Here is a 13,301-nt window from a genome sequence, read left to right on the forward strand (position 1 = left end):
CGCGGAGGCTGGAGGGCCTCGGCCATCAAGGCACCTGAATCGTTTCCAGGTATTTGAGCAAAGACACGATGCGGTTGCGTGCAGACCACTCGGCCGTGCGTGGCGAATCGCCCGGCTGCGTCATGGCACGAGCCTTGAACTCATTGCCCCAAACAGGCATTTCACGCGAACCGTGCGGACCGATCTCGCCCGACCACCGTCCGTCGATCACTTCCCACATCAACTCCTGAGGAAATGCGCCGCCGTTGCGCCGCGCAATCGTGGTCAGATCCGACGGGGGCTTGACCAAAAACGACTGCACGGGGCCATCGCCTTTGCCGGATACGCCATGGCAGCTGGCGCAGTTTTCCTTGAAATCGGCACGACCCAGACCGACCGATGTTTGTGCCCACGATGTGGCGGTGACGCTCAAAATGCTGGCGATCACGGCTTGGCTGATGGTGTTGTTTTTCATGTTGGCTCCTGCTGTTTGGATGGAGCCTCATGATCGAAAAATCAGCACGGTGCGTCTGTGTGCTGTCGCGCTAAAAACAGCACTTCGGGATACCTTTAAACCAGTACGCCCATGCCTTCAAGGCGCGCGAAAATTCAATTCAGTGTGCCGCCACCCATGGCCAGATCGGCCAGGCCTTGCTGCCGGTGCGCCACCAACAAAGCCAGCGCCCGCTGCGCCGCCGCCACCTGAACACTGACAGGCCAGCTGGGCAAGCTGGGGCCTGGCCAGCCAGCGGCCTGTTCGGGCAAAAGCGGCAAGTGCACAAACCCGCTGTGCACACCTTGCCCTGCCAGCGTGTGCTGCAAGGCATAAAAAACCTGGTTGCAAACAAAGGTGCCGGCCGTTTGCGACACCGAGGCCGCAAAGCCCGACGCTCGCAAACCCGACACCAGCGCCTTGATAGGCAAGGTGCTGAAATAAGCCGCCGGGCCACCCGCGATCACCGGCACATCGATGGGTTGGTCCCCCGCGTTGTCGGGGATGCGCGCATCCATCACATTGATCGCCACACGCTCGACCGAAAAATCGCAGCGCCCTTCGGCTTGGCCCAGCGCCAGCACGATGTCGGGGCGGTGGTTTGCCAGCGCATCCTGCAAAGCAGGCAGCGCCTGCGCAAACACGCAGGGCAACTGCACCGCCACAAGCTGTGCATCCTGCGCACCGTCCTGCGAAGTGCCTTGCAAAGCACGCGCCACCTCCCAAGACGGGTTCAGGCTTTGCCCGCCAAAAGGCTCAAAGCCCGTGACCAGAATGCGCATCACCGCCCAACCTTTCAGGCGTTGAAAATCGACACCGTCTTGGTGTTGAGGTAGGCCTCAAGCGCCTCCGGGCCGCCTTCAGAACCGTAGCCCGAATCCTTGATGCCGCCAAAGGGCAACTCGGGCCAAGGCGCGGCAGGCTGGTTGACCCACAGCATGCCCACTTCCAGGCGCTGGCTCAGCAGGTGCGAAGTCTTGAGCGAGTTGGTGAAGGCGTAACCCGACAAACCAAAGGGCAGGCGGTTGGCCTCGGCAATGGCGTCTTCGATTTTTTCGAACGAACGGATGGCAGCGATCGGGCCAAAGGGCTCGTTGTTCACCACATCGGCATCGAGCGGCACATGCGACAAGACCGTGGGCGCAAAAAAGTGGCCTTGTGTGCCAATGCGTTCGCCGCCGGTGAGCACCTTGGCACCTTTGGCGCGGGCGTCTTGCATGATGGCCTGCATGGCCACCAATCGGCGCTCGTTGGCCAAGGGGCCCATCTGGGTGCCTGCGGTCAGGCCATCGCCCACCTTGAGCGACTCGGCGTGTGCGGCCAGCAAGCGGGCAAATTCGTCGGCAATTTTGTGGTGCACCAAAAAGCGGGTGGGCGAAATGCAGACCTGGCCCGCATTGCGGAACTTGGCAGCGCCTGCCGTTTTGACAGCCAACGCGATGTCGCCATCTTCGGCCACGATGACTGGGGCGTGGCCACCCAACTCCATGGTCACGCGCTTCATGTGCTGACCGGCCAGTGCCGCCAATTGCTTGCCGACAGGTGTAGAGCCAGTGAAGGTGATTTTGCGGATCAGGGGGTGCGCGATCAGGTATTGGGAGATGTCAGCGGGTGTGCCGTAGACCAAACCGATGACGCCTTCAGGCACGCCAGCGTCGTGGAATGCACGGATCAACTCGGCGGGCGATGCTGGCGTTTCTTCGGGCGCCTTGACGATGATCGAGCAGCCCGTGGCCAATGCGGCCGACATTTTGCGCACCACTTGGTTGACCGGGAAGTTCCAAGGCGTGAACGCAGCCACAGGCCCCAGCGGTTGCTTGAGCACCTGTTGCTGCACGTTGATGTTGCGTGGCGGCACGATGCGCCCATACACACGGCGGCCTTCCTCGGCAAACCACTCGATGATGTCAGCCGCTGACATGGCTTCGACTTTGGCTTCGGCCAAGGGCTTGCCTTGTTCTTGCGTGAGCAATTCGGCAATTTGCGGCGCGCGCTCGCGCATCAGGGCAGCGGCTTTGCGCATGATGGCGCTGCGCTCGTTGGCGGGTGTGTCGCGCCAGATTTCAAAACCCTTTTGCGCAGCTTGCGCTGCACGCTCCAGATCGGGCACGCCCGCGTGCGCCAAGCGGCCGATTTCGGTGCCGGTGGCGGGGTTGAACACGGGCAGGGTGCGGCCGTCTGCGGCATCACACCACTGGCCACTGATGAAGAGTTGGGTGTTGGGGTAAGTCATGTTTTTTCCTGAAATCGGTTGCCGGGGGTTTCCGGGGAAAGGCTGCCCGGACAGAGGCCAAATTGTGGCCGGATTTCGCGCCCCAGCGGTCAACCCCGGGACAGACCCCAAGCCGTACAGGACATTCGGTGCAAGGGGTTTACACCGGGCGCAAGAACCTGGCCAGATGTTCCAGCAACACATTGACCCGGTGCGGGATGTAGCGGTTGCTGGGCAACACCGCGTAAATGCCCAAAGCGGGTGCCTCAAAGGCCGACAGAATTTGCACCACCTCGTGCTTGGCCAGAAAGGGGTCGGCGATGAAGTCCGGTTGCAGCGTGATGCCCATGCCACGCGCCGCCGCCTGCGTCAGGGCCAAGCCATTGTTGGCACGAATTCGACCGCGCACGGGGAATTGCTGCACCCGCCCATCCACCTGAAAAGGCCAAGTCGCGGAGTTCATGGACATCGAATACACCAGGCACTCGTGGTGGGCCAGGGCTTGCGGGTGCAACGGCTCGCCGTGTTCTGACAGGTAGCTGGGCGATGCCAGCGTGAGCAAACGCACTGTGCCCAGGTGGCGCACGATATCGCCCGGCTGCAAATCGGCGGTGATGCGGATGGACAGGTCGATGCCCTCCTCAATGAGGTTGGCGCGCTGGTCCGAGAAATCCATCATCAGCTCGATGTGAGGCTGCGCCTGCGCAAATTCGAGCAACGCGGGCATGAGCCGCTGCAAGCCGAAACTGATCGGCAAACCCAAACGGATGCGGCCACGAGGAACAGCGTTTTCTTCGTCCAGGCTGGACTCGGCAGCGTCCACCATGTTCAGGATAACGCGGCACTTTTCCAGATAAGCGGCACCTGCAGCGGTCAAGGTCAGGCTGCGTGTGCTGCGGGTGATCAGCTTGATGCGCAGGTGCTTTTCGAGTGCGGCAATCTGGCGCGTGACCACCGAGCGGGCCACCTGCAATTGGTCGGCAACCGCAGTAAAGCTGCCCGCTTCAGCCACCCGCACAAAGATTTGCATCGCATCAAGTTTGTCCATTGTTGCCAATTGTGCAACAAATATTTGCTCATTGGCTACTTTTTCAAATCAGATGATCGGCCTACAGTTCAACCCGTCGCAGCCCCAAGTCCTGCTTGCCGCTGTCACTTTGACCCACCCTTTTCGAGCCCAACCACCATGCCTGCCCGCCGCTCCGTTCTTTTTGTCCCCCACGGTTCACCGATGTTTGCCCTGCACCCAGGCGCTGCAGGCGCGGCCATGAGCCAGATCGCCGCAGCCATGGACACGCCGCGCGCCATCGTGGTGGTCAGCCCGCATTGGGAAACAGCGCTGCCCACCGTAGGCACGGCCACCCAACTGCAGACCATCCACGATTTTGGTGGCTTCGATCCGCGCCTGTACGACATGCAATACCCCGCCACCGGCTGCCCCGAAGTCGCCGCCCAGGTGATAGCCGCACTGCAATCCGCAGGCCTGCCCGTGGCGCAAGACGCCCAACGCGGCTTGGACCACGGCGCCTGGATTCCGCTGCGCCAGATGTTCCCCGACGCCGACATCCCCGTGGTGCCGCTGTCGGTGCAAAGCCACCAGGGCCCTGAGCACGCTTACCGCGTGGGCCAGGCGCTGGCGTCTCTGGCAGCGCACAACATCCTGGTCATTGCCTCCGGCAACATCACCCACAATCTGCGCGACTTCATGATGGTCAGCATGCAAGGCGGCGCCACACCGGCGTATGTGCAGGCCTTTGCCGACTGGATTCACACCCACATGGTGCAGCGCGATGTGCCCGGCCTGCTGGCTTACCGCCAACAAGTCACGGGGCAGCGCGCTCACCCCACCGACGAACACCTGTTGCCGCTGTTCACCGCTTTAGGCGCTGCGGGCGCTGACGCACAGCCCGAGGCGTTTTTCCGGGGCATCAGTGACCATGTGATTGCCATGGATGGCTACACATTCCACTGAAATTTGGCAAAGGAACACCCTATGAGCACCCCCACCACTGCGCACTACACCCGCACCGCCAAAAGCCTGCACTGGCTGATGGCCCTGATGATTTTTGGCCTGCTGGCCCTGGGCTTTTACATGAGCGACCTGCCTCTGTCGCCCGAGAAGTTGCAGTACTACTCGTGGCACAAATGGGCTGGCGTGAGCGTGTTCATGCTGGTCTGGCTGCGCCTGCTGTGGCGCGCCACGCACCGCCCGCCCGCCATGCCGGACCACATGCCCGCCCACATGCAATGGGCCGCCCACGCAGGGCACGCCCTGCTGTATGTGCTGATGATCGCCATCCCCTTGAGTGGCTGGTTGATGAGTTCGGCCAAGGGCGTGCAGACCGTCTGGTTTGGCGTGCTGCCCATCCCCGACCTGCTGGCCAAAGACAAGGAACTGGGCAAAAGCCTGGCCGAGTTGCACGAAGCCCTGAGCATCGGTTTGCTGCTGCTGATCGCAGGCCACGCTGCGGCTGCGTTTTTCCACCACTTTTTTCACAAAGACGACACGCTGCGCCGCATGCTGCCCGGTCGTCGCACTTCTGACCAATGAGGAACCCATGAACACCGTTTTGAAAACCCTGCTGGCTTTGTCTATGAGCGCACTGGCGCTGCAAGCCCACGCCGCGCCTTACCAGGCCATCGTGCCCGCCAAAAGCAGCGTCACCTTCAGCTACAAGCAAATGGGCGTGGCCATGGATGGCCGCTTCAAGAAATTTGCCGCCCAAGTGAACTTCGACCCGGCCAAAGCCGAGCAAGCCAAAGCCAGCTTTGAAGTCGATCTGGCCAGCGTGGACGCAGGCTCCAGCGAAGCCGATGACGAAGTCGTGACCAAGTCGTGGTTCAACGCTGCCGCCTTTCCCAAAGCCCAGTTTGTGGCCAAGCAGATCAAGCAAACCGCACCCAACCAATACGAAGTGCAAGGCACGCTCAGCATCAAGGGCCTGACCCGCGACGTGAAGTTCCCCATGAAGCACACCGCCCAAGGCAAAGACGGCTTGCTGACCGGAAGCTTCACGATGAAACGCGCCGACTACACCATCGGCGAAGGCATGTGGGCGAAGTTCGATGTGGTCGCCAATGACATCCAGGTTACTTTTTTCATCACCGCTCAATTGAGCAAATAAACCAGGCCTCGGCTTGACATCTCTCTCACTTTTTCTTTTTAATCCAAAGGAGTTTTCCCATGACATCGTTCAAAAAAATCACCGCCGTTTTGGCTTTCGCATCACTGGCCGCAGGCTCGGCCTTGGCCGCTCCCGTGAGCTACGACGTGGACGGTTCGCACACCTTCCCCCGTTTTTCATACTCGCACTTTGGGTATTCGACACAGCTCAGCAGCTTCAGCAACACCACCGGCAAAGTGGTGTTTGACGCTGCCGCCAAAACCGGCTCAGTGGACATCACCATCGACATGAAATCGGTCAACACCGGCTTTGTCGACTTCAACAGCCACATCCAGGGCGAAGACTTCCTGGACACCGCCAAGTTCCCCACAGCAACATTCAAATCCACCAAAGTGGTGTTTGAAGGCGACAAGCCCAAAGCCATCGAAGGCAACCTGACCATCAAAGGCGTGACCAAGCCTGTGACCCTGACAGTGACCAGCTTCCAGGCCATGCCCCACCCCATGATGAAAAAGCCAGCCTTGGGTGCCAACGCCTTCACCACCATCAAGCGCACCGAATTCAATGCGGGCAAATACGCGCCTTACGTGGGTGACGACGTGCGCATCGACGTGGCCATCGAAGCCATCGCCCAGTAAGCCTCGTTTTCAGCGCCAGCCGCACCAACCGCCCGGGGTGACCCGGGCGGTTTTTTTTCGCCCGCGTCCATTGATCCGGCCCTGCGAAATCCGCATGATGGCTTCAAATTTTCACCTTGTAGGAGCCAGCCCTGCTGGCGATCAAACGCTTGTGGACCACAGGCTTTTCGCTTGCAGGGCAAGCTCCCACAAAACCTGCGACAGGGCCTGTGCCGGGGTATACAACTGCTGGCATAGGTCAACAGACCGAAAGATGGCTGTTGGTGGCGTGGACTTGTCTCTAGCATCGGAGACTGATTGACACCACGGAGTCAGCCCATGCGACCAGAGGTTTACGCCCGGATGCTGCTGGCCTCACAACATCTACTGGAGACCACCATGTCTTTGTTCAAGAAAATCCTCGTGCCCATCGATGGCAGCAACACGTCCAACAAAGCGCTGGACTATGCCCTCAAGTTGGCGCAGGCAGACCAAGCCGAAGTGCGCCTCATCTATTGCATTGACGAGTTGTCATTGCTCAGCAGCCACGAATATTCGGGCGAGATGGTTCAGCTGGCCCGTGAAAACGGCCACACGATTTTGCAAGGCGGCATGGCACTGGCCAATGCCGCCAAAGTCAAAGCCGACACGCGCTTGATTGACCGTATCGGGCAGCGCCTGGGAGAGTCGGTGGTCGATGCAGCGGGCGATTGGGGTGCTGACCTGATCGTGCTCGGCACACACGGCCGCCGTGGCATTGGCCGCGTCTTGCTGGGCAGCGGTGCCGAGCAGGTGATGCGCATGTCCCCCGTACCCGTGCTGATGGTCCGAGGATTTGACTGAAGGCTCGAGGTCACCGGGCTCTTGGCAACAACCCGGTGTGAAACACGTCCTCAGGACGGCAGATCAATCAATCTTGGCACCAGAAGCCTTGACCACTTGCGCCATGCGCACATAGTCAGCCGCCAGCAACTTGCCGAAGTCGGCGTTGCTCAAATCGCGAGGCTCAATGCCTTGCTTGTCCAAGCGCTCCAGGATGACCGGGTCTTTGAGCAACTTGCTCACAGCGGCATGGATGCGGTTGGCCTGATCGGCAGGCACGGCGGCGGGGCCTAACAGTCCAAACCACGAGTCGAACTGGTAACCGGGCAAGCCGCTCTCGGCGAGTGTCGGCAAATCGGGCAAATATTTGCTGCGCTTGGGCGAGGTCACGCCCAGCAAGCGAATGCGGCTGTCCTTGGCAAACGCCAGTGCACCAATGCTGGCAGCAATCACCGCTTGGGCTCGGCCGGAGATGACTTCGTTGATCGCTTCGCCCGTGGCTTTGAGCGGCACATGCACCACATCAATGCCCGCCAGCCCGTTGAAGTAAGCCATGGACAAATGTGTGGCGCTGCCAACGCCGGCGGTGGCGTAGTTCATCTTGCCAGGATTGGCTTTGGCGTAACGGATGTATTCGGCCGCTGTTTTGGCGGGCACATCGGGGTGCACCATGAGCACATAGCTGGCGCTGCCAATGTGGGCCAGAGGCGCAAAGTCTTTTTGCGGGTCGTAGGTCAGCTTGTTGTACAGCGAGCCTGCAATGTTGTGGCTGGCCGCAGCCATGACCATGGCAGAACCATCGGCATCGGCCCGGGCCACATAGCCCGTGCCAATGGTGCCACCCGCACCGGCACGGTTTTCAACGATCACGGTTTGCCCCAATGCGGCCGCCATCTCGACCGACATCGAACGGGCCAGGATGTCCTGCACACCACCAGCAGCGAAGGGCACCACAATGCGCACCGGTTTGGTGGATTGGGCTTGGGCCATGCCCGCAGCCGACAACAAAGCAGCACCCAAACTGGACACCAAAAGTTCACGACGTTGCATCATCTGCGTTTCCTTGAAGATTGATCAAACCATTAAAAAATCAGCCCACGCACACCCGGTCGGCCAAGCGGCGCATGAAGCGCTCGCACCAGGCCAATTGTTCCAGCGTGACCCACTCATTGGGCTGGTGCGCCTGTGCAATGTGACCGGGGCCGCACACGATGGTGGGCACTCCGGCCTGGTGGAACAGAGCAGCTTCTGTGCCAAACGACACCTTGCCCGCGCCACTGGCCGGGTCGACCTCGGCGCAGTCAAAGCACAGCTGCGCGATCTCGCTGTCGGCGGCCGTGGCAAAACCGGGCAACACCGATTTGAGTTCGTGCGTGATGCCCGTGTCTGCCGCTACCGCCTGCATGGCGGGCACCAGGCTCTCGCTAAAGGCCTTGGCCCGTGCGAAAAGGTCCTCGGGCGTGTTCATGTGGTGGTGGCGGATTTCCCAGGTCACCTCGCACTGGCGCGGGATGATGTTGAGCGCCGTCCCGCCTGCGATCACGCCGGTGTGGATGGTGGTGTGGGGCACGTCATAAATCGGATCGAACGGACCGTTTTGCACCAGCTCGCGGTGCATGGTTTTGAGGTTGGCCACGAATTCGCAAGCAATTTCGACCGCGTTCACGCCCAAGGGTGTGAGTGACGAATGCGCCTCAAAACCGTGCACCGTGGTTTTGTACGAATGTTTGCCCTTGTGCGCAATGACCACCTGCATGCCCGTGGGCTCGCCCACGATGCAACCCGCAGGCTTGAAGCCCTGGGCTTGCATGTCGGCGATCATGCGGCGCACGCCGATGCAGCCGACTTCTTCGTCGTAACTGAAGGCCAGGTGAATCGGGCGCTTGAGTTTTCTTTTCAGCAACTCGGGCACCATCATCAAACAGGTCGCACCAAAACTCTTCATGTCGGTCACGCCCCGGCCAAACATTTTGTCGCCGATGATCTCGACCTTGAACGGGTCGGTGTCCCAAGGCTGGCCATCCACCGGCACCACATCGGTGTGACCCGACAGCACCAGGCCGCCGATTTTGCTTTCGCCATCGTGCGCGGGCAGCGTGGCCCACAGGTTGGCCTTTTGGCCGCTGTCGTCGTAGGTGCGGCTGCAGGCAATGCCCAAATCGTTCAGATACGCCTCGGTCCAGTCCAGCAGGGCCAGGTTGCTGTCGCGCGAGACGGTGGCAAAGGCGATCCATTTTTCGATCAGGGGCAAGGCGGCCAGATCAGCGGCCTGCACATTGGCCAAGGCGGCGCGGGAAAGTGGGGCGTTCATGTGGGACTCCATTTAAAAGGGCGCTTGGGCTCAAACAACTTTTTATCTTACAGGGCCATGCCCCTGGTCGCGTCACCTTGCCGACATGCCCGTCGACCCGCTGCGCCTAAAGTGTTCCCGTCCTTCACAACCATTCCGGAGTTTTCATGGCCATTTACGAACTGCGCACTTATTCCGTGATCGTCGGGAAAATGCCCGAAGTCATCTCTCACTACAAAAATGAAGGATGGCCCGCGCTGGCCAAGCACCCGCAAAAACTGGTGGGCTATTTCACGGGCGATGTAGGCGCGCTGAACGAGCTCATCCACGTCTGGAAGTTTGACGACGATGCCGACCGCCGCGCATTTTGGGCCGGTGTATTTGGCGACCCGGAATTTCTGGCCTTTGCCGCCAAAATCCGCCCGCTGATGCGCGAGCAAAACAACAAGCTCATGCTGTCAGCACCCTGGGGACCGCAGCCCTGAGCTGCAGCGCACGGGTCAACGGCTGCGAAGACGGGCCACCTCGGCCTGTGCATTGTGCGCACGCGCAGCAGCTGCCACCTCTTTGCTCACAATCGTCTTGCCCACCGGGGCCAGCGCAATGCCCGCCAGCTTGAGGTGCTGAATCCCGAAGGGGATGCCAATGATGGTGAAAAAGCAGGCCACGGCCGACACCACATGGCCCAGCGCCAACCAAATGCCGGCCAACAAAAACCAGACGATGTTGCCCAGCAAGCCCAAAGTACCGGTGCCCAAGTCGTCCTCTTGTGTCAATTCCTTGCGGTTGATGGCTTCACGCCCAAACGGGAAAAACGTGAAGTTGCCAATCACCATGCAAGCCCGCCCCCATGGAATGCCCACGATCGAGACAAAGGCGATCAAGCCCACCAGCCACCACAGCAGGCCCATGAAAACCCCGCCGAGGATGAACCACAAGAAATTACCAATAGCGCGCATGACCGTCTTTCATTCAATATTTGTCCATTTATAACTTCTTAAAGCATCGGTACAGTAAAACGTCGATGACTTTTCTGTCCTACTCAAGTCATTCAACTCAAGCAATGTGGACAGCTCAGGCGTTTGAAACGACAGAAAATGTCGCGGTTGAGTCTTATGATGAAACCCTGTTCATAAAGGTTTACACCATGCGCAACCGCACACTTGCTGACATCGCCTTGGCCAAAGTCTATTTTGAAATCCTTGTGGACTTTGCAAAATCACACCCTGGTCAAACCATTCAATACGGTGAGTTGGTAGCAAAGGCCAAGATGGCGTACCCGGACAGCGCATACGTTGCAGTGGCAATCGCAACGAACATGGGCCGTCGACTCGATGCCTTGCGTGAATTCACGTCGCAGCATCAAGTGCCTGACCTCAGCGCATTGGTCGTCAACAAAGCCACGGGTGACAACGGCGAAGGCTTCAGGAAATCTTTTGACGGCGAAGCAGTGCGCCAAGAAATTGCTGAATTCGATTGGGCTCAGTTGCAGTTGACGTTCGACCAATTCATTGAAGGTGAAATGCACGCTTATCAGCAGCGCGTGTTGAAAGCACGTCGACCCAAGAAAATCAAGGAAGCAGCAGCTCGTGAGATGTGGTGGACTTATTTCAAAGCCAATCAAGCCCAAATGCCAAGTCTGACGCAGGTCGAAAAGGAAAGCATCATCCAAATGGTCATGCAGGGGACTGATCCTGGCGATGCTTTTGCTGAAGTGACCACATAAGAGGTCCGTATGCACATTGAAACCTTGCGAACTTTGAGCGCCCAGACCATTCAGCAAGCGCCATTGCCCTTGAAAGAGTTGCTGACTGATTCGCTGTATTACCCCGGTGCCGGAATTGATGGCACGCCCATTCGAAACTGGGCGATAGGGGTCAACTCTTTTATTTACGCCGATTTGTCATGGAGCTTGAGTGCCTATCAGCAAGCGCTCGACAAAGCGCCTGTGCGGGGCTATCGGGTCGTGGCTCAGCGGCAGGTCCATCGAGAAGAGTTGGTCAAACCCGGCTATTCCATGCAAGCGCCATTGGAGTTGCACAAGGACGGCTACCTTCACGCATTACAAATTAATCGACTTGTTCAAGAGGGTCCGTTTGCCCTGTGGACCATTTTTGAAAGAAATGCAGATCAAAGTGAAGCGCATGGGCCAGAGCGTTTTAGCCTCTTGCACTTGCGTGCAGAAGGCGTCGCGACGTATGACGGCCTGTATGCCGCCCATGACTGTGTGCCACACACAGTGGCGTTTATTCGCCCTGGCTTGGCATTTGGTGGGAATTACAGTGATTTTGAAAACGCCTTATTGCAGGTGATGATGCGCTCCAAATTGGGCTTACCCAAACACCTGTTGTGGGAGCACCGTTGCTCAGAGGATCTGTTGCCGCATCCACCATGGGGGAAGCATTACGGCCAGCGAATTCAGGGGCCGTGGCCAAAAGATGGCGAGAGTGGCTTTTGCGTTTCGTTATGGGCAGGTAATCATGAAGTTCTCTGAAGCGCTTGCGGTTCTTCGGCTGTTGGGTACACGTCATGAAGATGCGATGACTGTTCAAGACATTGTTGCCAAGTGGAACAACTTGTATGCAGAAAAACTACACAAACGAACGGCTCAACGCTATCTCAGCGAGTTGTCCACAGATGGCATCGATGGCCGGGCTGTGATTGAGGTGGATGCCTCCAGCAAGGAAAGGCGTTACCACCTGCGGGTGAGTGAAATGGCCAATTGGCTCATGACCGATGAAGCCGCGCTCTACCAGGTGTTGTCTTTACAAGTGCTTCAAAGCACGTTTGGTGATGCTGTGGCCGCTGGCGTAGAACGTCAAATGGACATGGCCGAGCACTTAACGCAGGAGCAACGCAGAACCAAGCGCTTGCGCGACCGTGTTCGGATTGTTCCGGATGGAGTCGGTCGCTTGCGCGCAAAAATTTCTTCAGAAATCTTGGCTTGTGTGATGGATGCGTTGGCATCCAATCAATTGCTGCGTGTTGAATACCGGTCGGCCGCAGGCAATCACTCAAACCGCGAATTGAACCCCCTTGGGCTTGTGGCCAAAGATGGCACTTTGTATTTGTTGGCCGTCAAAGGACTTGGAGACTCACCGATTGCCTACCCGCTGCAACGCATGAAATCAGCTTTGGTGGTGCCTCGGCCTGCACATGATCGCTTGGACTTTGATCTGGACCGCTACATTGAGGCTTCTCATCAGCTCAGCCATGGTATTGATGCAACACTCGAGCCCAAAGTGATCAAGTTCAAGGTAGCGCCCGAATGGATCTACCACTTCAAAGAGCGTCCACTGTCTCACCTGCAAGAGATTCATGAATCGAAGAATTCTGGTGATTGGGCCGTTGTGACCGTGCCGCTTCCTGTCACCATACTGCTCAAAGTATTCCTTGCCAGTTTTGGGCCCGGCGTCGAGGTCATTGAGCCGCAATCCTTACGCCGGGAGATGGGTCAATGGCTTGCACAAGCAGCAGCGCGATATTCGGAAAACTTGACGCCTTGATTGCATAAGGCGCCTCTACAACGACAGGAATTGTCGCGACGGAGGCCTAGACTCAGATCTCACACACAGGAGGTCTGATGAGCTTTGACGATGTAAACGATGTGGTCAGCAAGAAAGCATCTTTATTGGACATGGATCCATCCGTAGAAGACTTCCTTCAAGACTTGGAGCCACCTCCTCGCCGTGCTCGGAAAACCAAAAATGCTCAAGCACCCGTATCTTTGGTCCTGAGCGAGGAAGTAAGTCAAGACGCATTG

General features: G+C 58.5%; 16 protein-coding genes. 9 read left to right on the top strand and 7 right to left on the bottom strand.

The annotated features are described in order from the left end of the window. Window positions 1-25: 25 nt before the first annotated feature. From B9Z33_RS02720 to B9Z33_RS02735, 4 genes are all read right to left on the bottom strand, one after another. The gene (locus B9Z33_RS02720; protein ID WP_108285468.1) at window positions 26-454 is read right to left on the bottom strand and encodes a c-type cytochrome; all 429 of its coding nucleotides are present in this window, start codon (window positions 452-454) and stop codon (window positions 26-28) included. Between the two features lie 134 nt (window positions 455-588). After that, window positions 589-1,257 carry a pyroglutamyl-peptidase I gene (gene pcp, locus B9Z33_RS02725; RefSeq protein WP_199220270.1) on the bottom strand — a complete coding sequence of 223 codons (669 nt, stop codon included), beginning with the start codon at window positions 1,255-1,257 and terminating at the stop codon, window positions 589-591. Between the two features lie 11 nt (window positions 1,258-1,268). Further along, window positions 1,269-2,705 carry an NAD-dependent succinate-semialdehyde dehydrogenase gene (locus tag B9Z33_RS02730; protein ID WP_108285470.1) on the bottom strand — a complete coding sequence of 479 codons (1,437 nt, stop codon included), beginning with the start codon at window positions 2,703-2,705 and terminating at the stop codon, window positions 1,269-1,271. Window positions 2,706-2,844: 139 nt separating this feature from the next. Next, window positions 2,845-3,732, bottom strand: coding sequence for a LysR family transcriptional regulator (locus B9Z33_RS02735; protein ID WP_108285471.1), 888 nt, complete (start codon window positions 3,730-3,732; stop codon window positions 2,845-2,847). 138 nt (window positions 3,733-3,870) lie between these two features. On the opposite strand from B9Z33_RS02735, the gene B9Z33_RS02740 reads away from it, so the two are divergent. The 5 genes from B9Z33_RS02740 (at window position 3,871) to B9Z33_RS02760 (ending at window position 7,269) form a co-directional block, all read left to right on the top strand. Further along, entirely contained in the window at window positions 3,871-4,656 is a 786-nt protein-coding gene (locus B9Z33_RS02740) for a dioxygenase (RefSeq protein WP_108285472.1), read from the top strand. Between the two features lie 21 nt (window positions 4,657-4,677). After that, on the top strand, window positions 4,678-5,235 hold the full coding sequence (locus B9Z33_RS02745; protein ID WP_108285473.1) for a cytochrome b: 558 nt from the start codon (window positions 4,678-4,680) through the stop codon (window positions 5,233-5,235). Between the two features lie 7 nt (window positions 5,236-5,242). Beyond that, a complete protein-coding gene (locus tag B9Z33_RS02750; protein WP_108285474.1) occupies window positions 5,243-5,809 on the top strand; it encodes a YceI family protein in 567 nt (188 codons plus the stop codon). A 59-nt stretch (window positions 5,810-5,868) separates the two neighbouring features. Then, a complete protein-coding gene (locus tag B9Z33_RS02755; protein WP_108285475.1) occupies window positions 5,869-6,447 on the top strand; it encodes a YceI family protein in 579 nt (192 codons plus the stop codon). 378 nt (window positions 6,448-6,825) lie between these two features. After that, entirely contained in the window at window positions 6,826-7,269 is a 444-nt protein-coding gene (locus B9Z33_RS02760; protein ID WP_233252705.1) for a universal stress protein, read from the top strand. Window positions 7,270-7,332: 63 nt separating this feature from the next. Here B9Z33_RS02760 and B9Z33_RS02765 read toward each other — a convergent pair whose 3' ends face one another. Continuing rightward, window positions 7,333-8,301: a tripartite tricarboxylate transporter substrate binding protein gene (locus B9Z33_RS02765; RefSeq protein ID WP_108285476.1), complete on the bottom strand. Its 969-nt coding sequence runs from the start codon at window positions 8,299-8,301 to the stop codon at window positions 7,333-7,335. Window positions 8,302-8,338: 37 nt separating this feature from the next. Then, a complete protein-coding gene (gene argE / locus B9Z33_RS02770; protein WP_108285477.1) occupies window positions 8,339-9,559 on the bottom strand; it encodes an acetylornithine deacetylase in 1,221 nt (406 codons plus the stop codon). 146 nt (window positions 9,560-9,705) lie between these two features. Here argE and B9Z33_RS02775 point away from each other — a divergent pair, with 146 nt between their 5' ends. Further along, window positions 9,706-10,023, top strand: a complete 318-nt coding sequence (locus tag B9Z33_RS02775) for an NIPSNAP family protein (protein WP_108285478.1) — start codon at window positions 9,706-9,708, stop codon at window positions 10,021-10,023. A gap of 15 nt (window positions 10,024-10,038) precedes the next feature. Here B9Z33_RS02775 and B9Z33_RS02780 read toward each other — a convergent pair whose 3' ends face one another. Then, window positions 10,039-10,497 carry a YccF domain-containing protein gene (locus tag B9Z33_RS02780; RefSeq protein WP_108285479.1) on the bottom strand — a complete coding sequence of 153 codons (459 nt, stop codon included), beginning with the start codon at window positions 10,495-10,497 and terminating at the stop codon, window positions 10,039-10,041. Window positions 10,498-10,562: 65 nt separating this feature from the next. On the opposite strand from B9Z33_RS02780, the gene B9Z33_RS02785 reads away from it, so the two are divergent. Genes B9Z33_RS02785 through B9Z33_RS02790 form a run of 3 tightly spaced genes read left to right on the top strand, consistent with a single transcriptional unit; the run spans window position 10,563 to window position 13,044 of the window. Beyond that, on the top strand, window positions 10,563-11,264 hold the full coding sequence (locus B9Z33_RS02785; protein ID WP_146183808.1) for a hypothetical protein: 702 nt from the start codon (window positions 10,563-10,565) through the stop codon (window positions 11,262-11,264). Window positions 11,265-11,273: 9 nt separating this feature from the next. Continuing rightward, on the top strand, window positions 11,274-12,032 hold the full coding sequence (locus B9Z33_RS15380) for a hypothetical protein (protein WP_146183809.1): 759 nt from the start codon (window positions 11,274-11,276) through the stop codon (window positions 12,030-12,032). Further along, window positions 12,019-13,044 carry a YafY family protein gene (locus B9Z33_RS02790; protein WP_158270164.1) on the top strand — a complete coding sequence of 342 codons (1,026 nt, stop codon included), beginning with the start codon at window positions 12,019-12,021 and terminating at the stop codon, window positions 13,042-13,044. The genes B9Z33_RS15380 and B9Z33_RS02790 overlap by 14 nt, the downstream gene beginning before the upstream one ends. Window positions 13,045-13,301 lie beyond the last annotated feature (257 nt).

The organism is Limnohabitans sp. T6-20 (assembly GCF_003063505.1).
In the GTDB taxonomy this organism is placed as follows: Bacteria; Pseudomonadota; Gammaproteobacteria; order Burkholderiales; family Burkholderiaceae_C; genus Limnohabitans_A.

Coding starts and splice junctions, on each gene's coding strand:
- B9Z33_RS02775 (WP_108285478.1), top strand. CDS start 9,706: ATGGCCATTTACGAACTGCGCACTTATTCCGTGATCGTCGGGAAAATG.
- B9Z33_RS02750 (WP_108285474.1), top strand. CDS start 5,243: ATGAACACCGTTTTGAAAACCCTGCTGGCTTTGTCTATGAGCGCACTG.
- B9Z33_RS02785 (WP_146183808.1), top strand. CDS start 10,563: ATGACTTTTCTGTCCTACTCAAGTCATTCAACTCAAGCAATGTGGACA.
- B9Z33_RS02765 (WP_108285476.1), bottom strand. CDS start 8,301: ATGATGCAACGTCGTGAACTTTTGGTGTCCAGTTTGGGTGCTGCTTTG.
- B9Z33_RS02720 (WP_108285468.1), bottom strand. CDS start 454: ATGAAAAACAACACCATCAGCCAAGCCGTGATCGCCAGCATTTTGAGC.
- B9Z33_RS02790 (WP_158270164.1), top strand. CDS start 12,019: ATGAAGTTCTCTGAAGCGCTTGCGGTTCTTCGGCTGTTGGGTACACGT.
- B9Z33_RS02740 (WP_108285472.1), top strand. CDS start 3,871: ATGCCTGCCCGCCGCTCCGTTCTTTTTGTCCCCCACGGTTCACCGATG.
- B9Z33_RS02760 (WP_233252705.1), top strand. CDS start 6,826: ATGTCTTTGTTCAAGAAAATCCTCGTGCCCATCGATGGCAGCAACACG.
- argE (WP_108285477.1), bottom strand. CDS start 9,559: ATGAACGCCCCACTTTCCCGCGCCGCCTTGGCCAATGTGCAGGCCGCT.
- B9Z33_RS02755 (WP_108285475.1), top strand. CDS start 5,869: ATGACATCGTTCAAAAAAATCACCGCCGTTTTGGCTTTCGCATCACTG.
- B9Z33_RS02730 (WP_108285470.1), bottom strand. CDS start 2,705: ATGACTTACCCCAACACCCAACTCTTCATCAGTGGCCAGTGGTGTGAT.
- B9Z33_RS02735 (WP_108285471.1), bottom strand. CDS start 3,732: ATGGACAAACTTGATGCGATGCAAATCTTTGTGCGGGTGGCTGAAGCG.
- B9Z33_RS02745 (WP_108285473.1), top strand. CDS start 4,678: ATGAGCACCCCCACCACTGCGCACTACACCCGCACCGCCAAAAGCCTG.
- B9Z33_RS15380 (WP_146183809.1), top strand. CDS start 11,274: ATGCACATTGAAACCTTGCGAACTTTGAGCGCCCAGACCATTCAGCAA.
- B9Z33_RS02780 (WP_108285479.1), bottom strand. CDS start 10,497: ATGCGCGCTATTGGTAATTTCTTGTGGTTCATCCTCGGCGGGGTTTTC.